34 protein-coding genes are annotated in these 23,372 nt (G+C 60.1%); 7 read left to right on the top strand and 27 right to left on the bottom strand.

Annotated elements, in window-relative coordinates; all coding sequences use genetic code 11:
- Window positions 1-5: 5 nt before the first annotated feature.
- The 3 genes from V7660_RS09500 to V7660_RS09510 are packed head-to-tail and all read right to left on the bottom strand — an operon-like array spanning window position 6 to window position 2,659.
- Window positions 6-263 (bottom strand): DUF3253 domain-containing protein, encoded by a 258-nt coding sequence (locus V7660_RS09500; protein WP_335602847.1) that lies wholly within the window; start codon window positions 261-263, stop codon window positions 6-8.
- Entirely contained in the window at window positions 260-1,495 is a 1,236-nt protein-coding gene (locus V7660_RS09505; RefSeq protein ID WP_335602848.1) for a serine hydrolase domain-containing protein, read from the bottom strand. Before V7660_RS09505 ends, V7660_RS09500 begins: the two co-directional genes overlap by 4 nt.
- Window positions 1,496-1,498: 3 nt before the next feature.
- The gene (locus V7660_RS09510; RefSeq protein ID WP_335602849.1) at window positions 1,499-2,659 is read right to left on the bottom strand and encodes an acyl-CoA dehydrogenase family protein; all 1,161 of its coding nucleotides are present in this window, start codon (window positions 2,657-2,659) and stop codon (window positions 1,499-1,501) included.
- A 107-nt stretch (window positions 2,660-2,766) separates the two neighbouring features.
- Between V7660_RS09510 and V7660_RS09515 the strand changes: the two genes are divergently transcribed.
- The 3 genes from V7660_RS09515 (at window position 2,767) to V7660_RS09525 (ending at window position 4,632) form a co-directional block, all read left to right on the top strand.
- Window positions 2,767-3,195 (top strand): PaaI family thioesterase, encoded by a 429-nt coding sequence (locus V7660_RS09515; protein ID WP_335602850.1) that lies wholly within the window; start codon window positions 2,767-2,769, stop codon window positions 3,193-3,195.
- Window positions 3,192-3,980, top strand: a complete 789-nt coding sequence (locus tag V7660_RS09520; protein WP_335602851.1) for an SDR family NAD(P)-dependent oxidoreductase — start codon at window positions 3,192-3,194, stop codon at window positions 3,978-3,980. The genes V7660_RS09515 and V7660_RS09520 overlap by 4 nt, the downstream gene beginning before the upstream one ends.
- Window positions 3,981-4,056: 76 nt before the next feature.
- Entirely contained in the window at window positions 4,057-4,632 is a 576-nt protein-coding gene (locus V7660_RS09525; RefSeq protein WP_335602852.1) for a hypothetical protein, read from the top strand.
- A gap of 10 nt (window positions 4,633-4,642) precedes the next feature.
- Here the strand turns inward: V7660_RS09525 and V7660_RS09530 are convergent, their stop codons facing one another.
- The 3 genes from V7660_RS09530 to V7660_RS09540 all read right to left on the bottom strand — a co-directional run bounded on the left by V7660_RS09530 (window position 4,643) and on the right by V7660_RS09540 (window position 8,757).
- Complete coding sequence (locus V7660_RS09530) at window positions 4,643-5,257, bottom strand: glutathione S-transferase family protein (RefSeq protein WP_335602853.1); 615 nt, start codon at window positions 5,255-5,257, stop codon at window positions 4,643-4,645.
- Window positions 5,258-5,267: 10 nt separating this feature from the next.
- Window positions 5,268-7,382, bottom strand: a complete 2,115-nt coding sequence (locus V7660_RS09535) for a TonB-dependent receptor (protein WP_335602854.1) — start codon at window positions 7,380-7,382, stop codon at window positions 5,268-5,270.
- 73 nt (window positions 7,383-7,455) lie between these two features.
- Entirely contained in the window at window positions 7,456-8,757 is a 1,302-nt protein-coding gene (locus V7660_RS09540) for a NupC/NupG family nucleoside CNT transporter (RefSeq protein ID WP_335602855.1), read from the bottom strand.
- A 276-nt stretch (window positions 8,758-9,033) separates the two neighbouring features.
- Between V7660_RS09540 and V7660_RS09545 the strand changes: the two genes are divergently transcribed.
- A complete protein-coding gene (locus tag V7660_RS09545) occupies window positions 9,034-9,519 on the top strand; it encodes a CinA family protein (RefSeq protein WP_335602856.1) in 486 nt (161 codons plus the stop codon).
- 3 nt (window positions 9,520-9,522) lie between these two features.
- On the opposite strand, the gene V7660_RS09550 is transcribed toward V7660_RS09545, so the two are convergent.
- Complete coding sequence (locus V7660_RS09550) at window positions 9,523-9,891, bottom strand: VOC family protein (protein WP_335602857.1); 369 nt, start codon at window positions 9,889-9,891, stop codon at window positions 9,523-9,525.
- A gap of 152 nt (window positions 9,892-10,043) precedes the next feature.
- Here V7660_RS09550 and V7660_RS09555 point away from each other — a divergent pair, with 152 nt between their 5' ends.
- Window positions 10,044-10,964, top strand: coding sequence for an SDR family NAD(P)-dependent oxidoreductase (locus V7660_RS09555; RefSeq protein WP_335602858.1), 921 nt, complete (start codon window positions 10,044-10,046; stop codon window positions 10,962-10,964).
- Between the two features lie 62 nt (window positions 10,965-11,026).
- Window positions 11,027-11,428 (top strand): Kazal-type serine protease inhibitor family protein, encoded by a 402-nt coding sequence (locus V7660_RS09560; protein WP_335602859.1) that lies wholly within the window; start codon window positions 11,027-11,029, stop codon window positions 11,426-11,428.
- Between the two features lie 9 nt (window positions 11,429-11,437).
- On the opposite strand, the gene V7660_RS09565 is transcribed toward V7660_RS09560, so the two are convergent.
- Complete coding sequence (locus V7660_RS09565; RefSeq protein ID WP_335602860.1) at window positions 11,438-12,034, bottom strand: HD domain-containing protein; 597 nt, start codon at window positions 12,032-12,034, stop codon at window positions 11,438-11,440.
- A gap of 360 nt (window positions 12,035-12,394) precedes the next feature.
- On the opposite strand from V7660_RS09565, the gene V7660_RS09570 reads away from it, so the two are divergent.
- Window positions 12,395-13,603 (top strand): glycosyltransferase family 2 protein, encoded by a 1,209-nt coding sequence (locus V7660_RS09570; RefSeq protein ID WP_335602861.1) that lies wholly within the window; start codon window positions 12,395-12,397, stop codon window positions 13,601-13,603.
- Window positions 13,604-13,719: 116 nt separating this feature from the next.
- Here the strand turns inward: V7660_RS09570 and rplQ are convergent, their stop codons facing one another.
- The 19 genes from rplQ to rplP all read right to left on the bottom strand — a co-directional run bounded on the left by rplQ (window position 13,720) and on the right by rplP (window position 23,371).
- On the bottom strand, window positions 13,720-14,142 hold the full coding sequence (rplQ, locus tag V7660_RS09575) for a 50S ribosomal protein L17 (protein ID WP_335602862.1): 423 nt from the start codon (window positions 14,140-14,142) through the stop codon (window positions 13,720-13,722).
- A gap of 47 nt (window positions 14,143-14,189) precedes the next feature.
- Window positions 14,190-15,233, bottom strand: coding sequence for a DNA-directed RNA polymerase subunit alpha (locus tag V7660_RS09580; RefSeq protein WP_335602863.1), 1,044 nt, complete (start codon window positions 15,231-15,233; stop codon window positions 14,190-14,192).
- A gap of 61 nt (window positions 15,234-15,294) precedes the next feature.
- Complete coding sequence (gene rpsK / locus V7660_RS09585; protein WP_034814179.1) at window positions 15,295-15,684, bottom strand: 30S ribosomal protein S11; 390 nt, start codon at window positions 15,682-15,684, stop codon at window positions 15,295-15,297.
- A gap of 11 nt (window positions 15,685-15,695) precedes the next feature.
- Window positions 15,696-16,064 (bottom strand): 30S ribosomal protein S13, encoded by a 369-nt coding sequence (gene rpsM, locus V7660_RS09590; protein ID WP_335602864.1) that lies wholly within the window; start codon window positions 16,062-16,064, stop codon window positions 15,696-15,698.
- Window positions 16,065-16,208: 144 nt separating this feature from the next.
- Complete coding sequence (locus tag V7660_RS09595; protein ID WP_335602865.1) at window positions 16,209-16,778, bottom strand: adenylate kinase; 570 nt, start codon at window positions 16,776-16,778, stop codon at window positions 16,209-16,211.
- Window positions 16,775-18,133, bottom strand: a complete 1,359-nt coding sequence (gene secY, locus V7660_RS09600) for a preprotein translocase subunit SecY (protein WP_348211551.1) — start codon at window positions 18,131-18,133, stop codon at window positions 16,775-16,777. Before secY ends, V7660_RS09595 begins: the two co-directional genes overlap by 4 nt.
- A gap of 89 nt (window positions 18,134-18,222) precedes the next feature.
- Window positions 18,223-18,702 (bottom strand): 50S ribosomal protein L15, encoded by a 480-nt coding sequence (rplO, locus tag V7660_RS09605; protein WP_335602866.1) that lies wholly within the window; start codon window positions 18,700-18,702, stop codon window positions 18,223-18,225.
- Window positions 18,703-18,743: 41 nt separating this feature from the next.
- Window positions 18,744-18,929 (bottom strand): 50S ribosomal protein L30, encoded by a 186-nt coding sequence (gene rpmD / locus V7660_RS09610; RefSeq protein WP_335602867.1) that lies wholly within the window; start codon window positions 18,927-18,929, stop codon window positions 18,744-18,746.
- Window positions 18,930-18,943: 14 nt separating this feature from the next.
- Window positions 18,944-19,525, bottom strand: a complete 582-nt coding sequence (rpsE, locus tag V7660_RS09615; RefSeq protein WP_034814187.1) for a 30S ribosomal protein S5 — start codon at window positions 19,523-19,525, stop codon at window positions 18,944-18,946.
- Window positions 19,526-19,536: 11 nt separating this feature from the next.
- Window positions 19,537-19,899, bottom strand: coding sequence for a 50S ribosomal protein L18 (gene rplR / locus V7660_RS09620; protein WP_206992494.1), 363 nt, complete (start codon window positions 19,897-19,899; stop codon window positions 19,537-19,539).
- 4 nt (window positions 19,900-19,903) lie between these two features.
- Window positions 19,904-20,515 carry a 50S ribosomal protein L6 gene (gene rplF / locus V7660_RS09625; protein WP_335602868.1) on the bottom strand — a complete coding sequence of 204 codons (612 nt, stop codon included), beginning with the start codon at window positions 20,513-20,515 and terminating at the stop codon, window positions 19,904-19,906.
- A 10-nt stretch (window positions 20,516-20,525) separates the two neighbouring features.
- Window positions 20,526-20,921 carry a 30S ribosomal protein S8 gene (gene rpsH / locus V7660_RS09630; protein WP_335602869.1) on the bottom strand — a complete coding sequence of 132 codons (396 nt, stop codon included), beginning with the start codon at window positions 20,919-20,921 and terminating at the stop codon, window positions 20,526-20,528.
- An 18-nt stretch (window positions 20,922-20,939) separates the two neighbouring features.
- The gene (gene rpsN / locus V7660_RS09635) at window positions 20,940-21,245 is read right to left on the bottom strand and encodes a 30S ribosomal protein S14 (RefSeq protein WP_034814198.1); all 306 of its coding nucleotides are present in this window, start codon (window positions 21,243-21,245) and stop codon (window positions 20,940-20,942) included.
- Between the two features lie 19 nt (window positions 21,246-21,264).
- Window positions 21,265-21,819, bottom strand: a complete 555-nt coding sequence (gene rplE, locus V7660_RS09640; RefSeq protein WP_335602870.1) for a 50S ribosomal protein L5 — start codon at window positions 21,817-21,819, stop codon at window positions 21,265-21,267.
- Window positions 21,812-22,129: a 50S ribosomal protein L24 gene (gene rplX, locus V7660_RS09645; protein ID WP_335602871.1), complete on the bottom strand. Its 318-nt coding sequence runs from the start codon at window positions 22,127-22,129 to the stop codon at window positions 21,812-21,814. Before rplX ends, rplE begins: the two co-directional genes overlap by 8 nt.
- Before the next feature lies 1 nt (window position 22,130).
- Window positions 22,131-22,499, bottom strand: coding sequence for a 50S ribosomal protein L14 (gene rplN, locus V7660_RS09650; RefSeq protein WP_034814203.1), 369 nt, complete (start codon window positions 22,497-22,499; stop codon window positions 22,131-22,133).
- A complete protein-coding gene (gene rpsQ, locus V7660_RS09655; protein ID WP_034814204.1) occupies window positions 22,496-22,741 on the bottom strand; it encodes a 30S ribosomal protein S17 in 246 nt (81 codons plus the stop codon). Before rpsQ ends, rplN begins: the two co-directional genes overlap by 4 nt.
- Before the next feature lie 10 nt (window positions 22,742-22,751).
- On the bottom strand, window positions 22,752-22,952 hold the full coding sequence (rpmC, locus tag V7660_RS09660; protein ID WP_034814205.1) for a 50S ribosomal protein L29: 201 nt from the start codon (window positions 22,950-22,952) through the stop codon (window positions 22,752-22,754).
- 2 nt (window positions 22,953-22,954) lie between these two features.
- Window positions 22,955-23,371 carry a 50S ribosomal protein L16 gene (gene rplP / locus V7660_RS09665; RefSeq protein WP_335602872.1) on the bottom strand — a complete coding sequence of 139 codons (417 nt, stop codon included), beginning with the start codon at window positions 23,369-23,371 and terminating at the stop codon, window positions 22,955-22,957.
- Between the last annotated feature and the right edge of the window lies 1 nt (window position 23,372).

Below are 23,372 nucleotides of genomic sequence, written 5' to 3' on the forward strand. Positions count from 1 at the left end.
CCGCGTCAGGCCGGAAGCCCGAGGCGGTAGACACCCTTGAACACGTCCGGATCCTCGACCGGCTTGCCTTTCCGATAGATCAGCACGGTCCCGGCCTTGTGCAGGCGGATGGCCTCGGCGCGCACATCCTTCAGCACGCGCTGGAAGTTCGCCTCACTTACCGCCCTGGCGGTCTGTTCGGCACTGATCGTCTTGCCCGGCCCGCAGGCTGCGGTCAGGTCCAGGATGGCCTGCCGCACAGGATTGGCTTTCTCTTCGCTCACCAGTCCACCGCCGCATAAACGAGTTGCTGCAGTTGCGGCCGGATCGGATAGGTACCTGACGGGATCATCTGTGTCGCCTGGATGGCAATCATTTCCTCTTCCGGATCGATCCAGAAGAAGGTCGAGGCGAGGCCGCCCCAGCTGAAATTGCCCAGGCTGGACGGCTGCATCGACGCGACCGTATCGGTCAGTACCGACCCGCCAAGCCCGAAGCCATTGCCTTCCATACGCGCCTCGGAGAAGGTCTTGTCGCCCATCTCCTTGATCGTCTTGCCACCCGGCAGATGGTTCTGGCGCATGAACTCCCATGTTTTCGGGCTGATGATGCGAGCCCCATCCAGCGTGCCTCCGCGCATCAGCATCAGGCAGAAGCGGTGATAGTCGCGTACGGTAGAGGCAAGCCCGCCGCCGGCATTCAACAGTTTGGGCCGCTTGCTGTAGAGCTTGGAATCCTTGCCGGCCGCATCGGACATGGTGACCTCACCGGTCAGCGGATGCTTGTTGTAGCAGGCCATCAGCCGGTCGATCTTGTTTTCCGGCACCCAGAAATCCGTGTCTACCATGCCCAACGGACCAAAGATACGTTCCCGGAAGAATTCATCCAGAGGCTGGCCGGCCACAAGTTCGACCACCGCGCCCAGAACGTCGATCGAGTGCCCATAGCCCCAGCGGGTGCCGGGTGAGAAGGCAAGTGGCAGTTTAGCAATCCGCTGGCTCATTTCCAGCAGGGTTTCCGGCGTCGTGGAAATCTTGTGCTTGCGATAGATCGCGTCCGGCTCGTCCTGCATCAGGAAGCCATAGGTGATCCCGGATGTGTGCGTGAACAGATCCAGCAGCGTGATCGGCCTGTCCGGCGCGCGCGTCGTATAGTCCTCGCGATTGCCGCTATCGAACACTTGCACGTTTTCGAATTCCGGAATGTAGCGCGCGAGCTCATGATCGAGACGCAACCGGCCTTCCTCGAACAGCATCATCGCCGCCAGCGAGGTGACCGGCTTGGTCATGGAATAGATCCGGAAGATCGTATGCGGACCGATTGGTTCGCCTTCACCCAGATGCGTCGTGCCGGAATAGTCTTCCAGCGCCACTTCGCCGCCGCGCGACACCAGCGTCGCGACACAGGGCAGCTTGCCGGTGTCGAGATAGTTTTCCTTGAAGTACTGCGGAATGGCCGCCAGCCGTTCTGCATTCAGGCCCACATCATGCGGGTCGGTCAGATCGTGTTCGAACATGGTTTAAAGTCTCCCCGCTTTCGCCGCCTTGGCCAATTCGCGCGCAATGATGATCTGCTGAATCTGGCTGGTGCCTTCATACAGGCGGAAGATACGCACATCGCGATAGAACCGCTCAATGCCATAGTCGGACACATAGCCTGCGCCGCCAAACACCTGCACCGCGCGATCGGCCACCCGGCCACAGGCCTCGGTGGCGAACAGTTTCGTCGAAGATGCAAGCAGGGTGACGTCCTCGCCCGCATCGCGCCGGCGCGCCGCGTCCATGATCATGCATTCGGCCGCATAGGTCTCGGCCTGGCTGTCGGCGATCATCGCCTGGATCATCTGGTGATTCATGATGGCCGTGCCGAATTGCTTCCGCTCCAGCGCGTAATTCACCATCTCGCGGATCAGGCGTTTCGACACGCCCGTCGCCACGGCAGAGATGTGCAGGCGGCCCTTGTCGAGCACGCTCATCGCCACCTTGAAGCCTTCGCCTTCCTTGCCGATGATGTTCCCGGCTGGCACGCGGGCATCCTCGAAGATCACGTCACAAATGTGCGCGCCCTGCTGGCCCATCTTCTTTTCCGGCACACCAACCGACACGCCCGGCGTATCGCGCTCCACGACAAAGGCGGACACGCCCTTCGGGCCCGGCGTATCCACATCGGTCCGCGCCATCACCGTGAAGAGGTCAGCCTTGTTGGCATTGGTGATGTAGCGCTTGGTGCCGTTCAGCACATAATGGTCGCCGTCGCGGATCGCCTTGGTCGTCAGGCTGCCCGCATCGGAGCCCGCTTCCGGCTCGGTCAGCGCAAAGCTCGCAATCAAATCGCCCGAGGCGATGCCCGGCAGCCATTTTTCCTTCTGCGCATCCGTTCCGAACAGGACGAGCGCCTGGCTGCCAATGCCGATATTCGTGCCAGCGACACTGCGGAAGGCCGGAGAGGTTTCGCCCAGCTCCATCGCCACCAGCGCCTCGGTCTCCATGTCCAGGGCGAGGCCGCCATATTCTTCCGGCACGGCAATGCCGAACAGGCCGAGATTCTTCATCTCATCGACCACATCCTGCGGAACTTCGTCCTCGTCGCCGACCTGCGCTTCGATCGGCACGCATTTCTCGGTCACGAAGCGGCGCACCTGTTCAATCAGCGCCGCGCGGATCTCGGCATCGAATGCCATAGTTTTTCCTCCGGTGATGTTCTTTCCCGCGCAATCTATGCCCCAACGGCACGCTTGTCGAAGGGTGACTGTGCGGTATCGTGCCCGAAAAACAGCAGGGAGGCGGAATGACCGCACAAACCTTACAAACCGGGGAGTTTGCCGGATGGCAGACATGGCCCGACGAGCCATTCGAACACGACGCCGCCGGTCCGTTCTATTTCAAGACTGACGACCAGGGCCCGGTCGCGGCCTTTCGCGCCGAACACAAGCACATGAATGCCGGCGGCGTCATGCATGGCGGCTGCCTGATGGCCTTTGCCGATTTCTCCCTGTTTGCCATCGCGCATGACGGCATGGAGGGCGAGTATGGTGTTACGGTCGCTTTCACCTCCGAATTCTTGGATGGCGCGCTGGAAGGCGAATTCATCGAGGCGCGCGGAGACGTGCTCCGCAAGGGCCGGTCCATCACCTTTGTGCGCGGCATCGTCACGGCCAATGGCCGCCCTGTCCTCAATTTCTCCGGCACGATCAAGAAACGAAAGAAACGCTCATGAGCCATCCGCCCTATCAGGACCTCTCCCGCTCCATCGAAGGCAAGACCGCCCTCATCACCGGCGCCGCCAGCGGCATGGGCCGCGCGACTGCGCACCTCTTTGCCCGTCAGGGCGCGAACGTCGCCGTGACAGACCTCAAGCAGGAGAATGTCGATGTTGTCGTGCAGGAAATCCGCGACGCAGGATTCTCCAACGTGCAGGGCTGGGCGCTGGATGTCGGCGACAAGGATGCCATCAAGCGCGTCGTGGACGAGACTGCCGCGCATTTCGGCGGGCTCGAAATCCTCATCAACAATGCCGGCTTCGCAAGGATGGCGGACGTTGCCGAGGAAAGCTATGAAGAGGCGTGGGCCGCCAGCATCAATGTCATGCTGACCTCCCACCAGCGCGCCATCCGAGCCGCGCTGCCCTATATGCGCAAGGCCGGGTTCGGCCGCATCGTGAATATTGCGTCCACGGAAGGCCTTGGGGCCACGCCGGGTAATTCGCCCTATGTCGCTGCCAAGCATGGTGTTATCGGCCTTACCCGCGGGCTCGCGGTCGACCTCGGCCGTGAAGGCATCACCGTCAACGCCATCTGCCCCGGCCCGATCCATACAGGTATCACCGCTGGCATCCAGGACGAGCACAAGGAAATCTACGCCAAGCGCCGCGTGCCTTTGCGCCGTTACGGCATTCCGGAAGAGGTCGCCAACATGACGCTGTCGCTTGTCCTGCCGGCGGCCAGCTTCCTGACAGGCGTGCATATCCCGGTCGATGGCGGCATGAACATCAAGAACGCCTGAGGATCTCATCCGATAAGCGAAATTGATCAGACTTTCGACATATCTTGCTCATGATCTGGGTAAAGAATGCGAATTGATGAGACAATGGCTTCTCCTTTTCGGTTTGTTCGTATCGGCTGCGCCGAGCGCCATGGCACAGCCGCAGGCATGCGAGGCAAGGGATGCCGTGGAGATTGAGTTCGCAGCGATTGGCAAAACCGTCCTGCTGAAAAGCCATTTGCACACTTCCTCAGATCATGACGCTCTCCCGGTCGTCGCCCGAGAACTAATCATTTCCAATGGGCAGCCGATCACCCTTCCGACAGGCAGGAAAATCATCGACGAAGCGGATGTAAGTTGTTCGCAGTTGCTTGCGGAGTCACAAGTCGCCATCACCGATAGCCTTCGCTCTGAAGACACGATCGATAATCTGCCCGACAGCTTTCAATCCGTCCTGATGCAACCTTCTCTTTGTGAACCAGACCGGGACAATCGATGCCATTATGCTGACACGGGCATATTCCTGGAAGGGACGAACCCCGCACTCATTGCCGAATTGATGACAGCGCATGCGCCGATCATACGGATCAAGGAGTCCGCCTACATTCTCAGCGTTTGGGCGTTTAACGCAGAGATCAACAAACTCATCCCCCTTTGGGTGGAAGGTTGCTGACGCAGCGCTCCTAGCCCGCGAAACCGCGCGCCTTCATGGCCTCATACCAGCGGCCGAGATGCTCATGCTCTTTATGCGGGGACCATTTCATCACCCGGCAGAAGCCACAGGTAATGAACAGCGTAATGTCCGCAATCGAGAACCGGTCGGCCGCGAGGAATTCGTGGTCGGCGAGATGTGCATTGAACCGTTCCGCCATGCGTTTCGCGTTCTTCTCGCCCTTGGCAGCGGCCTCGGCGCTTTGCGGGACTTCCAGCGGCGCCATCATCTCATGCGCATTGCGGAACCAGGTCGCGAACTGCACCATGAACATCAGTTCGACCCGGCGATCCCACATCTCGATCAGGGCCTTTTCTTTCGCGTCCGTTCCCATGAGGTTCGGCTCCGGGAAAACATTCTCGAAATAGGTACAGATGGCCCGGCTTTCGGTGATCTTGGTGCCGTCATCCAGCACCAGCGCCGGCACCTGCGCAAACGGAGACACTTCGCGATATTCCTTCGTCCGGTGCTCCTGTTTCATGATGGAGACTTCTTCCAGCTCCACCGCGTCCAGCTTGCCTTTCGCGCGCAGGAAAAAGACGACCCGGTCCGGATTTGGGGCCTTGGGGCTATGATAGAGTTTCATCGGTTTCCTCCTAGAATGTTTTTCTCATGCCCAGCGTCGCATTCAGAGGTTCGCCGGGGAAGTAGCGTTCATTGCCAAAGGCGAGATCCGCCCGGTCGGCATATTTTTCGTCTGTCAGATTCCGCACGATCAGGAACAGCTCGGCCGTTTCGCTGAAGGCCCACGCGGCCCGCGCGCCCAGCACAGTATGTCCGGGGTAGGTCGTCGTGTTCGCCGGATCGACAAAATATTCGCCGACATGATCGACATTCAGCGACAGCTTGATCGCGTCCGTCGCCTGCCAGTCCAGCGAGACATTGGCCAGCCATTCCGGCGCCGTGTCGATCTCGTTGCCGTCGCGGATCGTCTCGGTGCCGGAGCCCGTGATCCGGTCGAATGCATAAGTCTGATCAGACCAACTGGCTGAGCCCGATACAGTGAGGGCAGGCGTCAGTTCAAATGCCGTGGAGGCCTCCACGCCCCTGTGCTCGGTCGCCCCATCGGGAACGTTCAGCCCATCACTGTCACGGAAGAAGAAATTGTCCTTCTCCATCCAGTAGGCCGCAACATCATAGACCAGCCGACCGTCCAGCGCGTTGCCCCGCGCGCCAATCTCGACACTGTCGAGCGTCTCTTCCTCCACCTGCCCGGCCACTTGCAGGCTTTGCAGGCGGTAGAGATCAGAGGCCTGCGGGGCGCGCTGGCCCCGCGCATAGTTCGCATAGAGATCAACGTCCTCGCTTACCGACCAGATCAGGCCCAGCTTCGGCGTCAGCAGGTCGAACGAATCTGTCCGGTCATCGGGCACATTGAAGCGGCCATTGATGCCGGAGGCCAGATCGGTCGAATAGTCATACTCATGGCCTTCCGCGCGCAGGCCCACCAGCAGACGCACATCCTCGCTCAGCGCAAAATCCAGCTCTCCCCAGACTGCGCCCATCAACGTATCTACGGTGTAGTCATAATGCTTGCCCTGCGGGAAGCGCGAGTCTCCGGGGAAGAAGCCGAAGGGATCGGGCTGGATTTCCTTCAGCCAACCGCTTGCCACATCGACATCCGCGCCAATGCGCCATGTGAGGCTGTCGGAGACCTCCCGCTCATAGCGGGCCATCAGACCGCCGCCGGTCGAGCCATTCTTCTCCACCCCGCCATTCGGCAGGAAGTGCTGCGCAAAGATCATCGACTGGGTATGCGCATAAGGCGTCAGGGTCAGCGTGCCGCCACTGAAGTCTCGAGACAGCCGCGCGCCTGCCCGCGCCGACCACGCATCGCGATAGGCTTCCGGGTTCGGATTGGATTTGGCAATGTCCTCATCCTTGTAAGCATCCGGTCCCTGCGCAAAGCCCGCCGTTTCCTGGTTGAGGTTTGACGCGGTCAGCCATGTCGTGGTGTCCCAGTCGCCCAGCATCCAGTCTCCGACCAGTGTCAGCTTCTGCTGGTCCACGCCCGTATTGTCGCGCCAGCCTGTATCCTTTTGTAGCGACACCGCCGCCAGCCAATGCTCGCCCTCGTCCAGTGTCACATCACTGCGCCAGCGGCCCAGCGTGCCGTAGCTGCCGACCGCTTCGCTACCGCCTCCGACTTCCGGCAGGATCACATTGACCAGTCCGTGCACGGCGTTCGAGCCGTATTTCGCACTGCCCGGCCCGCGCACGACTTCAATCGCGCTCGCCACTTCATGATGTGGCTCGAACAGGCTGTTGACGTTGCCGAAGGCCGGTGACCGCACCGGCACGCCATTCTCGAGGATCAGGAAGCTGCCCTGCCCGGCCCCGCCGGTCAGGACGGGTGAGCGGATCGCGACCAGATGCTCCTGCCCGGAATTCATCTGAATGTTCACGCCGGGCAATTTGTTCAAGATTTCGGCGGGGTGGTCTGCTCGTGCATCAAACACTTCCTCCGCGTCGAGCCTCGCGACGCTGCCGGGCTGAGAATACCAACGATCCCCATATACACGCACAGGGTCATATGCGTGCATTCCGGAACAAAAGAGTACCAGGTCACCGCCCTCTGTTTCTCCGGCATATGGCGGCTCGATTTCGTCGCAAGCAGGGAGAGGCTCGACGTCCACCTCCGCCCAAGCTGGTAGCCCCGTCGCCAGCGCCATACCGCTGGCGGCCAGCAGTCCAATCCCAAATCGTCTCATTTTCATATCCCGCACTCGTGCCAATCTCAGCCCTAAAGTCTAGGCCTGACCGTGCGGGAAGCGAGCCGAAAGATCAGCCGCCCACGCCCGCGAACAGCTGGTACGGCAAGGCCCCGACCACGGCGCCCGACAGGCACGTCGCCAGCGTCCCGGCCAGCAGCGTCCGCCAGGCCAGCGCCAGGAAATCATCCCGCCGCGCAGGCTCCACAATCGTCAGGCCGCCAATCAGGATGCCCATTGAGCCAAAGTTCGCGAAGCCGCAAATGGCGTGCGCGGTGATGATGCGCGTGCGCGGGTCCATCGCGTCCTGGGGCACTTCAGCGAGCTGCAGGAAGGCCACGAATTCGGTCAGCACCGTCTTCACGCCCATCAGCGAGCCCGATTGCGCCGCCTCGCCCATCGGCACGCCGATCATGTACATCAGCGGCGCGAAGATCCAGCCAAGGATACGTTCGATGGAGAGCGGTGCACCCGCCACATCCGGGAATGCGCCCAGCCCTGCATTGACCAGCCAGAGCAGCGCCAGCGCCGCGATCAGCATGGTCGCAATGTTCAGGACGATCTTCAGGCCGTCAGAGGCGCCCGTCGAAAAAGCATCCATCGTGGAAGAATAGCTGAAATCCGGTTCCTTCATCCGCTCGGTCGCGGGCGTCGTTTCCGGGATCAGGCAGAGCGCCACGGCCACCGCTGCCGGGGCCGCCATGATGGAGGCCGTCAGCAGTTGCGCCAGCGGATTGTCCATCTTGCCTTCAAGGAACGCCCCGTACACCACAAGCACACTGCCTGCGATGGTCGCAAAGCCCGCCGTCATCATGATCAGCAGCTCTGAGCGTGTCATGCCCTTGATATAAGGCCGGATCAGTACGGGCGCTTCCGTCATGCCCATGAACACATTAGCGGACACGGCGAGAGACGTTGCCCCGCCAAGCCCCATCGCGCGCTGGAAGATATAGGCGAACCCGTTTGTGACCCATTGAAGTATGCGCCAGTGCCAGAGAATGGCGGACAGCGCGGCCACAACAATCACGATCGGCAGGATCTGGAAGAAGAACAGCGGCGGTGGAGACCCGCCCATCAGCTGGTCGGCCGCAACATTATCCCCGACATAGCCAAACACGAAGCTCGTGCCGGCACGCGTCGCATTCTGCAGGCCATCAACCACGTCATTGGCCTTGAACAGGATCGCTCGCACGAAGGGGATGCCAAACAGGATCAGCGCGAACACAAATTGCATGATCGTCGCGCCGATGATCAGCCGGAACGGAAACAGCTTTCGTTTCTCCGAAAGCACCCAGCACACGCCATAGATCAGCAAGATGCCGAGCAGCGCCCGCGCATTGTCCCAGCCCCATTCATACCCTGCGATGGAAAGCATTCGCCGCTCCCTTTCCCCAAACTGTCACATTCAGGCTTAGCGGCGCCTTGGCCGAAGGGGAAGTATTCATGTGCGCAACTGCGTGCAACTCCCCCAGCCTGCCCATCCTTCGACTTCGCTCAGGATGAGTCCGCACTCTGCTGCCAGGTTGCAGCGCTCATCCTGAGCGAAGTCGAAGGATGGGCGAAGTCAAAGCACCGGCGCGGGAGACCAGGGCCTGGCCCTCTCCCGACGTCCGGCTTGCACAGTGCCCACCCGGCTGCTCAAGTGACGCGCATGGAAACCCTCATCCCCATCGCGCAACAGATCGCGGACACGCTCAAGGCCCGCGGCGAGACCGTGGCCATCTCGGAATCCTCGGCTGGCGGCCTTATCTCGGCGGCGCTGCTCGCCGTGCCCGGCGCCTCATCCTATTATCGGGGGGGCGGGGTCATCTACACGCCCAAGGCGTTCAAACATCTGCTAGGCCTGACGCGCGAGGATATTGGCGACATGCGCTCCTCGACCGAGCCCTATGCCCGCCTGCTCGCCAATACCATTCGCGGCAAGCTCGCCGCCGATTGGGGCCTCTGCGAAACTGGCGCCTCCGGCCCGACCGGCAATGGCTATGGCGACGCCGCAGGCCACACCTGCATCGCCGTGGTCGGCCCGAACCGGTTCGAGATCTCCACCACGTTGGAGACCGGCCTCAGCGACCGCCCGGAAAACATGCGCCTCTTCGCGAAAGAGACGCTCGAAGTCTTTCTGGCGGCGCTTGGCTGAGACCTAGCCCAGCTTGCAGACGCAGATCTTGTTGCCGTCCGGGTCGCGGAAATAGGCGCCGTAGAAGGTCGGCATGCGGTTGCCCGGCTCGCCTTCACAGGTGCCGCCCATCTCAAGCGCTTTCTTGTAGGCGCGGTCGACCGTCTCGGTGTCCTTGCAGCCCAGCGCCGGCATAACGCCGTTTCCGACAGAGGCCGCTTCGCCATCATAAGGACCGCCAATCGCGATCATCGGCTGGCCCGGCCCGGTGCCATAAAATTGAAGCCGGTCATTGGCGAAGACGCGCTGTCCGCCCAGTTCTCCGATCACGGCGTCATAGAATTCGAGCGCCTTGTCCTTGTTGTTCGATCCCAATGTCACGTAAGCCAGCATGATGATCCTCCCTGGATACTTTTCTTCGGCTGGCCGAAACGCAATCACGGCGCGGCAATCCGCGCAAGAGGTGACGCTAGGAGCATGCTTGACGTTTACGTGAGCGTCTGTTGAGACACGGGCAGAACAGTCAAGGAATGAGGAGTCCTCCCATGTCAGATATCCGTTTCGACGATCGCGTCGCCATTGTTACAGGTGCCGGCGGCGGTCTCGGCCGTTGCCACGCGCTGGAACTTGCCCGCCGCGGCGCCAAGGTCGTCATCAATGATCTCGGCGGCACGCTGGACGGCACGGGCGGCAATTCCGAAGCTGCCGAAGCGGTCGTCAAGGAAATCGAGGCCATGGGCGGCGAAGCCATCGCGAATGGCTCGTCCGTTTCCGACGAGGCCGGCGTCAAGAAGATGATCGACGACACGATGGCCAAATGGGGCCGCATCGACATCATCATCGCCAATGCCGGCATCCTGCGCGACAAATCCTTCTCCAAGATGACCCAGGCCGACATCGACCTGGTGATCGACGTTCACCTTCGCGGCACGTTCATGCCGGTGCACGCCGCCTGGAACATCATGAAGGAACAGAATTTCGGCCGCGTGGTCGTCACCACCTCCTCGACCGGCCTCTACGGCAATTTCGGTCAGGCAAACTATGGCGCCGCCAAGCTCGGCGTGGTCGGCATGATGAACACGCTGAAGATCGAAGGCGCGAAGAACAACATCAAGATCAACGCCGTCTGCCCGATTGCCGCGACTCGCATGACCGAAGGCCTGATGCCGGACGAAGTCCTTGCCCAGCTGAAGCCTGAATATGTCACGCCCGGCGTGATGAACCTCGTCAAGGATGACGCCCCGACCGGCATGATCCTGTCCGCGGGCGCCGGCGCCTTCTCGATGGCCCGCATTGTCGAAACCGAAGGTGTCTTCGTTGGCCAGGGCGAAGGCCTGTCGGCTGAAGCGGTTGCTGCCAAATGGGACCAGATCACAGACGTCTCCACCACCAAGCCGGCCTTCCAGTCTGGCGGCGAGCACGGCCAGAACATCTTCGCGGCTGTCGCCGCCGGCATGAAAGGCTAGGCTCCGGCTTGCCAAATACGCGATTGGGGCGCAGGTATCTCCTGTAAAAAAGGGAGATCACCATGCGCCTCATCGCTCTTGTTCTGTCTGTCACTTTTCTGGCCAGCTGCGCCTGGCTCCAGTCCCCCCCGGCAGACCTTCCCCCCGTTGAAGCCGACACACCGCCGCCCCCTCAGGCGCAGCAGCCGACCGGTCCGATCATGGCTGGCGTGGGCGAGACCTGTGGCGGCATCGCCGCCATCCAGTGCGAGGACGGCCTGTTCTGCAAGATGGAAGATGGCGCCTGCCGCAATATTGCGGACGCGGCCGGCACCTGTGAAGAGGTCCGCCCGATGTGCACCAAGCAATATGAGCCGGTTTGCGGCTGCGACGGCAAGACCTATGGCAATAAATGCGAAGCTCACGCCGCGATGACGAGCGTCGCCAGCGAAGGCCCCTGCATGTTGGAAACGTCGGCGGAGTAACGCCTCCGCTTATTCCTGCATTGCCTTGAGATACATGGAATTTACCGGCTTCGAGAAGACATTCTCGACCATTGGAATGAAGAATTCCAGCGGCTCGCTCTGATAGTCCGGGTCGAAGGCGGCCTGATCGTAGAGATGGCAGAACTGCGCGCAATACTCATAGTGCGGGCTGTCCTTGAAATGCTCGCGCATGTTCCGGTCGAGGCCGAGATGATGGAAGAAATAATAGCCCTGGAACGCGCCATGATTGGCCACCATCCAGAGATTGGCCTCTGAGACGAACGGTTTCAGGATCGCCGCGGCGACGTCCGGATGGTTGTAGCTGCCGAGCGTGTCACCGATATCATGGAGCAGCGCGCAGACGACATATTCCTCGTCGCGGCCATCGCGATGGGCGCGGGTCGCGGTCTGCAGCGAGTGCTCCAGCCGGTCGATCGGGAAGCCGCCAAAGTCGCCATCGAGCAGGCGCAGATGATTGAGCACCCGTTTCGCAAGGCCTTTGTTGAAGCTCTTGGAATGATCGACAATGATGTCCCAGTCTTCCTTGGTGCCTTCCAGCATTTCGCGAAACTTCGCGCGCTCGCCCATGTCGTGTCCGTCGGCCATGTTGTTCTCTCCCGTTATTTTGCCAGCAGACTACACCGATGACGTCCGCGTCACAAATGGAAACGCCGCCGAAACGGGGAGCTTTGAGGCCGCCTCCCAAAAGGCTTGCGGCACCGAATCCCAGAGGAAGCCGAACGCGCTGCGCAATCGCCCGGCCGCCGGTTCGCATCTGCCGCGAAGTTTGGCGGTTTTCTTCCGGGAGGCTGCGGAGCTCCAGCAGATTTTGCCTATTTCGTGTTAGTCTTAGAGGTATAAGTAATGAATTGGAAAAACTGCTGCGGTACATTTGTATTCAACAGATTTTTTCTTGGCGAACTCTCTACTGGCTCGCCTCGGCCTCCAGAACGGGACTAAAATGGGATGCATTCGACCTCGGTAGTCATTCCGACCTACAACAGAGCGTCCCTGCTGGCTGATACCCTCAATTCCGTGCTCGCCCAGACCCGGCAGCCGGACGAGATCCTCCTGATTGATGACGGCTCGACCGACGACACGCCCGCGATAGCGGCGCGCTACCCGCAGGTGCGCTATGTGCGCACCGAGAACCAGGGCAAGTCTGCCGCGATCAACCATGCCATGACGCTGATGACCGGCACCCGGCTCTGGGTCGTTGATGATGACGACATTGTCTGCCCGGACGCGCTGGCAAAACTGAGCGCCGCGCTGGAGGCCAACCCTTCGGCCGGGTTCAGTTATGGTCGCCACGACCGTTTCACCGATCCCGCAGATGGCGGCGCGCGTATCTGGCAGGATACCGGCTATTGGCGTGACTGCCATCCCCGCGACTTCCTGATCGCCACGATGGAAGACATGTTCACCCATCAGTCGGGCATGCTGTTCGACAAGACGCTGCTGGATGCAATCGGCCCGTTCAATACTGCCCTGAGACGCTCGGTAGACTATGACTACATTCTCCGCGCTGCGCGGATCAGTACCGGCGCGGCCTGCCCATCAGTCGTCTTCCATCAGCGCCAACATGATGGCGACCGCGGCGCTGGCGCCAACAAGTTTCCCGTCTCGGAACTGGTGCGGCGCTGGATCCAGCACGACCAGATCATCTTTGGCAGAATCCATGACTCTTGGCCGCTCGATGAATTCCTGCCCCGTGGCGAAACCATCGACGGCCCGTCCAGCCGCCGTCAGGCGCTGATACAGCGCGGTGTGGTGATGGCCCGGAAAAAATTGTGGGATCTGGCCATGCAGGATTTCGCCATGGCGGCGACACTTATGGAACGCGAATTGTCCGACACCGAGCGCAGGCTTGCCCGGCGCGGCACTCAGTCAAAATATGGCATTCAGGAATTGCTGGACAATCATGTCATCGGCCAGGGATTGCGCGACGTGGCAAGCTTGTCGAGCGTAGGCGCCGAGTTGATTGGCGAGCTCGCCACCGGCTTCCGCTGGCGGATTCGCGACGAACTGACCCGGTGCCATCCGCGCACGGCCTCTCGTCTGCTTCAGCTCTATATCACGCTGACCTCATCAGCCTTCCACAATCCCCACGCCTCGGACTCACCTTGGTATTCCGACGATTTTCTGGCCACGACGCACAAATCGCCCGGCAAATAGGTCCGGCAAGCGACCTGCGCTTTCTGGCCAACGGCAGGAAAACCCATTCTGGAATGCAAGAAACCCCGGACCAGCGGTCCGGGGCTCCTGAAACAATTGCATGAAGCGGGGAAAGCCTAGCCTTCCATCGACTCCATTTCGGCTTCGTGACGGGCACGATCCGCGGCGCCCTTGGCGCTCTCGTCACGGTCAACCAGTTCCAGTACGGCGATCGGTGCGTTGTCGCCATGGCGGAAGCCGGCTTTCAGCACGCGGGTGTAGCCGCCATTGCGGTCCTTGTAACGGTCGCCCATCACGTCGAACAGTTTGCGGACAGCCGCTTCGTCGCGGACCTTCGAAAGAGCCTGACGGCGCGCATTCAGGTCGCCCTTCTTGGCGAGGGTCACCAGCTTGTCCATGAGCGGGGCCATTTCCTTCGCCTTTGGAAGGGTGGTCACGATCTGCTCATGCTCAATGAGGCTGGCAGCCATGTTCGCGAACATCGCCTTGCGGTGCGATGTCGTCTTGTTCAGTTTACGGTATCCAAGGCGATGGCGCATTGTCGTGTTCCTTAAGGAGGTGGTCAGGCCCCCGATTACTCAGTGGGCTAGAGGTGGTCGTCGTATTTCTTGGCGAGGCCTTCGATGTCTTCCGGCGGCCAGTCCGGCACTTCCATGCCGAGGTGCAGGCCAAGACCGGCGAGGACTTCCTTGATCTCGTTCAGGGATTTGCGGCCGAAATTCGGCGTGCGCAGCATCTCTGCTTCGGACTTCTGGATGAGGTCACCAATGTAAACAATGTTGTCGTTCTTCAGGCAGTTCGCCGACCGAACGGACAGTTCGAGCTCATCGACCTTCTTGAGCAGGACAGGGTTGAAGCCGAGATCGGTTTCTTCCGTCTGCGCGCCCGTTTCAACGGTCGGCTCTTCGAAGTTGATGAACAGTTGCAGCTGGTCCTGTAGGATACGTGCGGCATAGGCCACAGCGTCTTCCGGCGTCACGGAACCGTCTGTCTCGATGTCCAGGGTCAGTTTGTCATAGTCGAGAACCGTCCCCTCACGGGTGTCTTCGACCTGGTAGCCAACGCGGCGAACCGGGCTGTAGATCGCATCAATCGGAATATAGCCAATTGGCGCGTCTTCCGGACGGTGCGCCTCGGCCGGGACATAGCCCTTGCCGGTCGCAATCGTGAATTCCATGCGAACTTCCGCACCATCATCCAGCGTACAGATGACGAGGTCAGGGTTCAGGATCTTCGTGTCGCCCGAGGTCTCGATCTGGCCGGCCTTGACTTCGCCCGGGCCTTTCGCCTTCAGCACCATGCGCTTCGGCGTGTCGCTTTCCATGAAGATGGCGACCTGCTTCAGGTTCAGCACGATCGTCGTGACGTCTTCGCGAACACCCTGGATCGCAGAGAACTCGTGAACGACATTGTCGATCTGGACGCCGATGATCGCAGCACCCTGCAGGGACGACAGCAGCACGCGGCGCAGCGCGTTACCGAGGGTCGTACCATAACCACGCTCGAGCGGCTCGATCACGAGCTTGGCTTTGCGCTTGGCATCGTATCCGGCCTGAACGACAGGACGGTTCGGGCGGATCAGCACTTTCCAGTTACGGTCGTTGACGTTGGTGGGTTCGATGTCTGCCATGGGCGACGAATCCTTAGAATGGGTCTGGCGGCGCGAAATTGCGCCGCCGGGAAATTACGAACTAGACGCGGCGGCGCTTCGGTGGGCGGCATCCATTGTGTGGAATTGGCGTCGTGTCTGTGATGGCCGTAACCGTCAGGCCAGCCGCCTGGAGGGCGCGCAGGGCGCTCTCACGGCCGGAGCCCGGTCCACGCACGCTGACTTCGACAGTCTGCATGCCGTGATCCATGGCTTTCTTCGCAGCATCTTCTGCGGCCATCTGGGCTGCGTAAGGCGTCGATTTGCGCGACCCCTTGAAGCCCATCATGCCGGAGGACGACCAAGAGATCGTGTTGCCCTGGGCATCCGTGATGGTGACCATGGTGTTGTTGAAGCTGGAGTTCACGTGAACAACACCGGAGGTGATGTTCTTGCGCTCTCTCTTGCGGACGCGGGTCGTTTCACGAGCCATTGAAGACTATCCTATTTCTTCTTGCCGGCGATCGGCTTAGCCGGGCCCTTGCGGGTACGGGCGTTGGTGTGAGTACGCTGACCGCGAACCGGCAGTTTACGGCGGTGACGCAGGCCACGGTAAGAACCGAGATCCATCAGGCGCTTGATGTTCATCGACGTGTCACGGCGAAGGTCACCTTCGACGAGATAGTCGGCATCGATCGTTTCACGGATCTTGATGACTTCGGCGTCGGTCAGCTCGTTCACGCGACGGGTCGGCTCAACGCCAACCTTTTCGATGATTTCACGAGCCATGGACGGGCCGATGCCATGAATGTACCGCAGCGCGATTTCCACGCGCTTGTTGGTCGGGATGTTAACGCCTGCAATACGGGCCAAGGCCGATCTCCTAAGCGGACTGTTCATACATAAAGAGCGCGCCAAGGCGGAAACATCCGTCCTGCGCGCCGGCGATTAAGCCTAAAGCTAAGAAACGAGGCTTATAACGATGGAAATTAACGCGTCAACCGCGGAATCCCACCTTTACGCCGTCTCTTTCAGGGCCGCGTCGATGGCGGCAGCAACCGCCTCGATAGAGCCCATTCCGTCGACTTCCACGAGGATACCACGCTCGGCATAAATAGGCACCAGGGGCGCGGTATCTTCGTAGTATTTTTCGAGCCGTTTCGAGAACGTCTCGGGGTTGTCATCCTTGCGACCCTGTTCTTCGAACCGCTTGGTGACCCGTGACAGCAGCTTGTCATCATCGACAAGAATGCGGATCACGCGATTGACGGCTTCGCCGCGGGATTCGAGCAAACGATCCAGCGCTTCAGCCTGGCCAACGGTGCGCGGGAAGCCATCAAAGATGAATCCCGGCGCGCCGGCCTGAACTTCCAATTGTTCATCGATCAGGGCGATGACGATCTCATCGGAAACGAGACTGCCCTCATCCATGATCTTGGCGACCTTTTCTCCGAGCTCGGAGCCAGACGCGCGCGCCGCGCGCAGCATGTCACCGGTAGAGAGTTGGACGAACCCCCGCTCCTCGACCAGGCGTTTCGCCTGCGTGCCTTTTCCGGCCGCTGGCGGCCCGAACAGAATTAGGTTCATCTCTTACGACCCCCGAGTTTCGACTTCTTGATCATGCCCTCATACTGGTGCGCGATCAAATGCGACTGAATCTGTGTAACTGTATCCATCGTAACAGACACAACGATCAGAAGAGAAGTACCGCCAATATAGAAAGGTATCTCTGGGAAATATCGCCGCAGGAGTTCGGGGAGGATACAGACGAACATCAGGTACAGGGCGCCGATGGTCGTCAGTCGGGTCAAAACATAGTCAATATAGGCCGCCGTGTTCGAGCCGGGACGGATGCCGGGGATGAATCCGCCATACTTGCGCAGATTGTCCGCCGTCTCTTCCGGATTGAACATGATGGAGGTGTAAAAGAAGGCAAAGAAGATCACCATCGCCCCGTAAGACGTGATGTAGGTCCACGAGCCCGGCGCGAAATGCGTCGCCAGCCAGCCTAGAACGCCACTCACAGCGCCGGAGGCTTCGGCATCAGCCGGATTGCCACCCAGGAAGCCCACCGCCGTCAGCGGCAGCATCAGCAGCGCAGAGGCGAAGATTGGCGGGATAACACCAGATGTGTTGATCTTGAGCGGCAGGAAGCTCTTCTGGCCCTGCGCGACGCCATGCGCCTGCTGTCGCTTCGGATACTGGATCAGAAGCCGCCTCTGCGAGCGCTCCATGAAGACGATGAAGACAACCAGCGCGATCACCATGGCGGCAATGGCCACGACGAACGCCACGTTCACAGACGTGGTGCGGGCCTGCGAGATCAAATTGAAGATCGCCTTCGGCATTTCGGCGATGATGCCGGCGAAGATGATCAGCGAGATGCCGTTGCCGATGCCGCGCGCCGTGATCTGCTCCCCCATCCACATCAGCAGCATCGTGCCGCCGGTCAGCGTCACAACGCCGGTCAGGATGAAGAACCAGGACGAGATGCCCTCGATTCGCACAGCGGCCAGGCCGCCGGCAATCGCAAAGGACTGCACCAGGGCAAAGCCCAGCGTCAGGTAACGTGTGTACTGGTTGATCTGCTTGCGGCCTGCCTCGCCTTCCTTCTTCAGCTTTTCCAGCGTCGGAGAGGTGGCGGTCAGCATCTGGATGATGATCGAGGCCGTGATGTAGGGCATCACGTTCAGGGCGAAGACCCCCATCCGCTCCACGGCGCCGCCGGCAAACATGTTCATGTTGCCGAGCAGGCCACCGGACTGGCTCTCGAAGAATTGCGCGTATTGCTGCGGGTCGAGGCCGGGCAGCGGGATGAACGTCCCGAGACGGTAGAGGATCAGGATCCCGAGGGTAAACAGGATCCGGCTCTGCAGGTCCTTGGCTTTTGCAAAGCTCCGGAAATTCATGTTCCGAGCCATTTGTTCGGCAGCATTCGCCATGGGCCGCTTGACCTCCCTGAAAAAGCGTTCGCCGCCTAAATCGGCGGCGAAACAGTATTTGTGAAGGGGTTCCCGGTAAAAACCGCCAACTATTCGTCAGCAGCGTCTTTCGCCGGGCCCGTGACGGTGACTTTACCGCCAGCCTTCTCGACAGCTTCAATAGCTCCCTTGGAGGCACCTGTCACAGTGATATTCAGATTCTTGGGTGCGTCACCTTTGGCCAGCAGACGCACACCGTCGCGCACATTACGTACCAGGCCAGCAGCCACCAGCGACTCTTCGGTCACATTCTTGGCGTCAAGCTTGCCAGCAGCAATCGCCTTGCCCAGACGGCCAAGGTTCACCCAGGCATGAGTCTTGGAGTTGCGGGCCGTGAAGCCACGCTTCGGCAGACGCATGTAGATCGGCATCTGGCCGCCCTCGAAGCCATTCACGGCAACGCCGGAACGGGCCTTTTGGCCTTTGACACCGCGACCAGCCGTCTTGCCCTTGCCAGAGCCGACGCCGCGGCCAACGCGCAGGCGGTTCTTTGTTGAGCCCTCAGCGGGAGACAATTCGTTCAGTTTCATCGGTCTATCTTTCGATATCGTGCGGCTGCAGATGGTGGCGACTACTCGCCAACCACCTCAACCAGGTGAGCCACCTTGCGGATCATGCCCCGCACAGAAGGCGTATCTTCGAGTTCCTTGGTGCGGCCGACCTTGTTCAGGCCCAGCCCCATCAGGGTCTGGCGCTGCTCAGGTTTGCGGCCGATCGGGCTGCCAACCTGGCGGACAGTGACTTTGCTTTTAGCCATTCTTTCGCCCTTCCCTAGTTCGTCGCGTCAGCCATGCCGGCTTCGGACGCGCCATCATTGCGGCGACCGACGACATCCTGAACCTTCAGGCCACGCTTGGACGCAACGGTCCGCGGGCTGTTCTGCTCTTTGAGCGCGTCAAAGGTTGCACGTACCATGTTGTACGGGTTCGAGGAACCGATCGACTTGCCGACCACGTCCTGGACACCCAGCACTTCCATGACAGCCCGCATCGGACCACCCGCGATCACGCCGGTACCCGGAGGCGCTGCACGCAGCACCACCTTGCCTGCGCCGTGACGGCCGCGGCCATCATGATGCAGGGTGCGGCCTTCACGAAGCGGCACGCGAACCATGTTGCGCTTGGCTTCTTCCGTGGCCTTGCGGATCGCTTCAGGCACTTCGCGGGCCTTGCCCTTGCCGAAGCCTGCGCGGCCCTTCTGGTCACCAACGACGACCAGGGCAGCAAAACCGAAATTCTTACCGCCTTTGACCGTCTTCGCGACGCGGTTGATACCAACCAGCTTGTCGACGATGTCGGACTGCTCCTCGTCGCGATCGCGATTCCGGCGGCCTCTTCCTCTTTCTTCAGCCATAGGGCCTCTCCTTAGAATTTGAGACCGCCCTCACGGGCGGCGTCTGCCAGGGCTTTCACCCGGCCGTGGAACATGTAACCGCCACGATCAAAGACGACGTCTTCGACGCCGGCTTCTTTCGCGCGCTCTGCGAGCGTCTTGCCGACGAGGGCAGCCGCAGCGGCGTCACCACCGGTCTTGGCCGAACCGAGTACGTCCTTCTCCAGCGTCGAAGCCGAAGCGAGCGTGATGCCCTTTTCGTCATCGATGATCTGGGCGGAAATATTCTTGTGGCTGCGCGCAACCGACAGGCGTGGACGACCCTCAGCAACCTTGCGGAGCTTGGTACGAACCCGCTGGGCGCGGCGCAGCATCTTATCGCGTGAGCTTTTCATGGGCTTACTTCTTCTTGCCTTCCTTGCGGCGGACATATTCGCCCTGATAACGGATACCCTTGCCTTTGTATGGCTCAGGCGGACGGAATTCGCGGAGCTCGGCAGCAACCTGGCCAACAGACTGCTTGTCTGCACCAGAGATGATGATCTCGGTTGGCTTCGGCGCTTCCAGCTTGATGCCGTCCGGAGCCTTGAAGATCACATCGTGCGAGAAGCCGAGTGCGAGCTTGAGATCGTTACCCTGCATCTGGGCACGATAACCGACCCCGACCAGTTCCAGCGTCTTCGAATATCCGTTCGATACACCTTCGACCATGTTCGCGGCGCGGGCACGGGCGGTGCCCCACTGCGTACGGGCCTTGGAATCAAGGGCTTCGGCGAAAGTCGGCAGACGACGACCACGAGCTTTTTCAGCCTCGATGCGGTCATTTGCAGCCTTCACGAGATCTTCGCGTGGCGTGACGGTCAGCTCGTTGTTTTCAAGCTTTGGCGTGATCAGCTCGGACAGGACGAGAGACAACTCACCCTTGGAGCCTTTGGCCTTGATCGTCTGGCCTTCGACGGACACGGTCGTGCCATTCGGGACTTCGATCGGGAGTTTACCAATACGTGACATGATAGCTCTCCTAGAATACGCGGCAGAGCACTTCGCCGCCCACATTCTCGCTGCGGGCTGCATTGTCAGACATTACGCCTTTCGAAGTCGAAAGGATCGAAATGCCCAGACCATTGCGCACCAGCGGAATGTCGGAGACAGAAGAGTACACCCGGCGGCCTGGCTTGGAGACACGTTTGATCTCCGAGATCACCGGCTGGCCTTCATAGTACTTCAGCTCGATTTCAATATTCTTGTGTCCGTCTTTCTCGACTTCGGTGTAGCCGCGGATGAAGCCCTCATTGATGAGAACCTCCAGAACGCGGACCCGAATTTTCGAAGACGGGGTGACGACTTTAGACATGCCGCGCATCTGAGCGTTGCGGATGCGTGTCAGCATATCTCCGAGGGGATCAGAAATGTTCATCTTTGATATCCTCCTCTCTTACCAGCTGGACTTCACGAGACCGGGGATCTGACCGTTTGAGCCAAGCTCACGCAGCGCGATCCGCGACATCTTAAGTTTGCGATAGTAGCCGCGCGGACGCCCGGTTACTTCACAGCGATTGCGCACACGGTTTGGGGCCGAGTTACGCGGAAGTTCAGCAAGCTTGAGACGTGCCTTGAAGCGCTCTTCCAGGGAAAGGTCTTCATTCATGGCGACAGCCTTCAGCTCAGCACGCTTTGCAGCGTACTTTTCAACAAGCTTCTGACGCTTCTTGTTCTTCTCGATTGCGCTCTTCTTTGCCATATCAGCAGATCTCCTGGCGCTAGTTCCGGAACGGGAAGCCACACTCGGCGAGGAGTGCCTTGGCTTCTTCGTTGGTTTCAGCCGTGGTGCAGACGATGATGTCCATACCGCGAATATCTTCCACCTGATCGTAATTGATCTCCGGGAAAACGATGTGTTCTTTGAGGCCCATGGCGTAATTGCCCATGCCGTCGAAGCTCTTTCCGTTCAGTCCACGGAAATCCTTCACGCGCGGCAGCGCAATATTGGTGAGCCGGTCAAGGAACTCGTACATGCGCTCACGGCGCAGGGTCACTTTCGCACCGATCAGCATGCCTTCGCGCAGCTTGAAGCCAGCGATCGACTTGCGCGCCTTGGTGGCGACAGGCTTCTGGCCTGCGATCAGTTCGAGTTCGGCCAGGGCAGCCTTGATCTTCTTGGAGTCGGAGACAGCTTCGCCGACACCCATGTTGATCACGACCTTGTCCAGCTTCGGAACCTTCATCGGGTTCGAATACTTGAACTGCTCCTGCAGCTTGGCCCGGATCTCATCACGGTACTTCGTCTTGAGACGGGGTTCGTATGCCTTAGACATCGATGGACTCCCCTGAGCGTTTGGCAAAGCGCGTCTTGCGGCCATGCTCATCAGTTTTGAAACCAACACGCACTGCTTTTCCGTCACGCGGATCGGCATGAGCCACGTTGGACACGTGGATCGGTGCTTCGAACGTTTTCAGACCACCGGGATCCATCTGGCTCGGCTTCTGGTGCTTCTTGACGACGTTGACGCCGCGTACAACCACGCGGTCCTCGTCGACCAGCACCTTCAGCACTTCGCCTTTGGTACCCTTGTCGCGGCCTGCGATCACGACAACCGAGTCGCCTTTTTTGATCTTAGCAGCCATCTTACAAGACCTCCGGGGCCATGTTCGCGATCTTGACCTGGTTCTTGCCGCGCAGTTCACGCGGGACCGGGCCAAACACACGAGTGCCGATTGGCTCACCATTGGTATTGATGAGGACGGCAGCGTTTGAGTCGAAACGGATGGTCGTGCCATCCGGGCGGTTGATGTCCTTTGCCACGCGAACGACGACAGCCTTGCGGACGTCACCCTTCTTCACGCGGCCCGTCGGAATTGCTTCCTTGATGGACACCACGATCACGTCACCAACCGATGCATACCGGCGGCCTGCGCCACCCAGCACCTTGATGCACTGAACGCGGCGCGCGCCGGAATTGTCGGCGACGCGAAGGTTTGATTGCATCTGGATCATGCGTCACCTTCCCCGCCGGTCACAAGTTCCCAGCGTTTCAGTTTGGAATGCGGAACGCACTCCTGGATCGTTACGATTTGACCCTCGACAGCCGCATTGGCTTCATCGTGGGCGTGATACTTCTTAGAGCGGCGAACAATCTTCTTCATCACCGAGTGGGTGAAGGTCCGCTCTACGCGGACGATTGCGGTCTTGTTCTGCTTGGCAGAGACCACGACGCCTTCCATAATACGCTTTGGCATGATCTCTCTCCTACGCCTGACCTGCTTCGGCTTTCTCGCGGAGGATCGTCTTGACGCGTGCAATATCGCGGCGGACTTCCTTCACTCGGGCCGTTTTCTCCAGCTGGCCGGTGGCCGTCTGGAAACGCAGGTTGAACTGCTCTTTCTTCAGCTTGACGAGCTCATCCTTGAGCTGGTCGAGGCTTTTGGTTCTTACATCCTGGGCTTTCATGATCAGATACCCTCGATCCGCTTGACGACTTTCGTCTTGATCGGAAGTTTCGCAGCGCCGAGGCGCAGAGCCTCGCGAGCGATTTCCTCAGACACGCCGTCGATTTCGAACAGGATGCGGCCAGGGGCGACGCGGGCGACCCAACGGTCGACAGAGCCTTTACCCTTACCCATCCGGACTTCAATCGGCTTCGCAGACACAGGCAGGTCCGGGAATACACGGATCCACACTTTGCCCTGACGCTTCATGTGACGCGTGACAGCCCGGCGGGTTGCCTCGATCTGGCGCGCGGTGACCCGCTCCGGCTCGAGAGCCTTCAGGCCGAACTCGCCGAATGCCAGCGATGAACCGCCCTTGGCATTGCCCCGGATCTGGCCCTTGAAGGCCTTACGGAATTTGGTTCGCTTCGGTTGACGCATC

Source organism: Hyphomonas sp., from assembly GCF_036964145.1.
In the GTDB taxonomy this organism is placed as follows: Bacteria; Pseudomonadota; Alphaproteobacteria; order Caulobacterales; family Hyphomonadaceae; genus Hyphomonas.

Bases quoted from the DNA above. Each gene is read 5' to 3' on its own strand.
- V7660_RS09505 (WP_335602848.1), bottom strand. From the start codon at position 1,495: ATGTTCGAACACGATCTGACCGACCCGCATGATGTGGGCCTGAATGCA.
- V7660_RS09510 (WP_335602849.1), bottom strand. From the start codon at position 2,659: ATGGCATTCGATGCCGAGATCCGCGCGGCGCTGATTGAACAGGTGCGC.
- V7660_RS09515 (WP_335602850.1), top strand. From the start codon at position 2,767: ATGACCGCACAAACCTTACAAACCGGGGAGTTTGCCGGATGGCAGACA.
- V7660_RS09520 (WP_335602851.1), top strand. From the start codon at position 3,192: ATGAGCCATCCGCCCTATCAGGACCTCTCCCGCTCCATCGAAGGCAAG.
- V7660_RS09525 (WP_335602852.1), top strand. From the start codon at position 4,057: ATGAGACAATGGCTTCTCCTTTTCGGTTTGTTCGTATCGGCTGCGCCG.
- V7660_RS09530 (WP_335602853.1), bottom strand. From the start codon at position 5,257: ATGAAACTCTATCATAGCCCCAAGGCCCCAAATCCGGACCGGGTCGTC.
- V7660_RS09535 (WP_335602854.1), bottom strand. From the start codon at position 7,382: ATGAGACGATTTGGGATTGGACTGCTGGCCGCCAGCGGTATGGCGCTG.
- V7660_RS09540 (WP_335602855.1), bottom strand. From the start codon at position 8,757: ATGCTTTCCATCGCAGGGTATGAATGGGGCTGGGACAATGCGCGGGCG.
- V7660_RS09545 (WP_335602856.1), top strand. From the start codon at position 9,034: ATGGAAACCCTCATCCCCATCGCGCAACAGATCGCGGACACGCTCAAG.
- V7660_RS09550 (WP_335602857.1), bottom strand. From the start codon at position 9,891: ATGCTGGCTTACGTGACATTGGGATCGAACAACAAGGACAAGGCGCTC.
- V7660_RS09555 (WP_335602858.1), top strand. From the start codon at position 10,044: ATGTCAGATATCCGTTTCGACGATCGCGTCGCCATTGTTACAGGTGCC.
- V7660_RS09560 (WP_335602859.1), top strand. From the start codon at position 11,027: ATGCGCCTCATCGCTCTTGTTCTGTCTGTCACTTTTCTGGCCAGCTGC.
- V7660_RS09565 (WP_335602860.1), bottom strand. From the start codon at position 12,034: ATGGCCGACGGACACGACATGGGCGAGCGCGCGAAGTTTCGCGAAATG.
- V7660_RS09570 (WP_335602861.1), top strand. From the start codon at position 12,395: ATGCATTCGACCTCGGTAGTCATTCCGACCTACAACAGAGCGTCCCTG.
- rplQ (WP_335602862.1), bottom strand. From the start codon at position 14,142: ATGCGCCATCGCCTTGGATACCGTAAACTGAACAAGACGACATCGCAC.
- V7660_RS09580 (WP_335602863.1), bottom strand. From the start codon at position 15,233: ATGGCAGACATCGAACCCACCAACGTCAACGACCGTAACTGGAAAGTG.
- rpsK (WP_034814179.1), bottom strand. From the start codon at position 15,684: ATGGCTCGTGAAACGACCCGCGTCCGCAAGAGAGAGCGCAAGAACATC.
- V7660_RS09595 (WP_335602865.1), bottom strand. From the start codon at position 16,778: ATGAACCTAATTCTGTTCGGGCCGCCAGCGGCCGGAAAAGGCACGCAG.
- secY (WP_348211551.1), bottom strand. From the start codon at position 18,133: ATGGCGAATGCTGCCGAACAAATGGCTCGGAACATGAATTTCCGGAGC.
- rplO (WP_335602866.1), bottom strand. From the start codon at position 18,702: ATGAAACTGAACGAATTGTCTCCCGCTGAGGGCTCAACAAAGAACCGC.
- rpmD (WP_335602867.1), bottom strand. From the start codon at position 18,929: ATGGCTAAAAGCAAAGTCACTGTCCGCCAGGTTGGCAGCCCGATCGGC.
- rpsE (WP_034814187.1), bottom strand. From the start codon at position 19,525: ATGGCTGAAGAAAGAGGAAGAGGCCGCCGGAATCGCGATCGCGACGAG.
- rplR (WP_206992494.1), bottom strand. From the start codon at position 19,899: ATGAAAAGCTCACGCGATAAGATGCTGCGCCGCGCCCAGCGGGTTCGT.
- rplF (WP_335602868.1), bottom strand. From the start codon at position 20,515: ATGTCACGTATTGGTAAACTCCCGATCGAAGTCCCGAATGGCACGACC.
- rpsH (WP_335602869.1), bottom strand. From the start codon at position 20,921: ATGAACATTTCTGATCCCCTCGGAGATATGCTGACACGCATCCGCAAC.
- rpsN (WP_034814198.1), bottom strand. From the start codon at position 21,245: ATGGCAAAGAAGAGCGCAATCGAGAAGAACAAGAAGCGTCAGAAGCTT.
- rplE (WP_335602870.1), bottom strand. From the start codon at position 21,819: ATGTCTAAGGCATACGAACCCCGTCTCAAGACGAAGTACCGTGATGAG.
- rplX (WP_335602871.1), bottom strand. From the start codon at position 22,129: ATGGCTGCTAAGATCAAAAAAGGCGACTCGGTTGTCGTGATCGCAGGC.
- rplN (WP_034814203.1), bottom strand. From the start codon at position 22,499: ATGATCCAGATGCAATCAAACCTTCGCGTCGCCGACAATTCCGGCGCG.
- rpsQ (WP_034814204.1), bottom strand. From the start codon at position 22,741: ATGCCAAAGCGTATTATGGAAGGCGTCGTGGTCTCTGCCAAGCAGAAC.
- rpmC (WP_034814205.1), bottom strand. From the start codon at position 22,952: ATGAAAGCCCAGGATGTAAGAACCAAAAGCCTCGACCAGCTCAAGGAT.
- rplP (WP_335602872.1), bottom strand. From the start codon at position 23,371: ATGCGTCAACCGAAGCGAACCAAATTCCGTAAGGCCTTCAAGGGCCAG.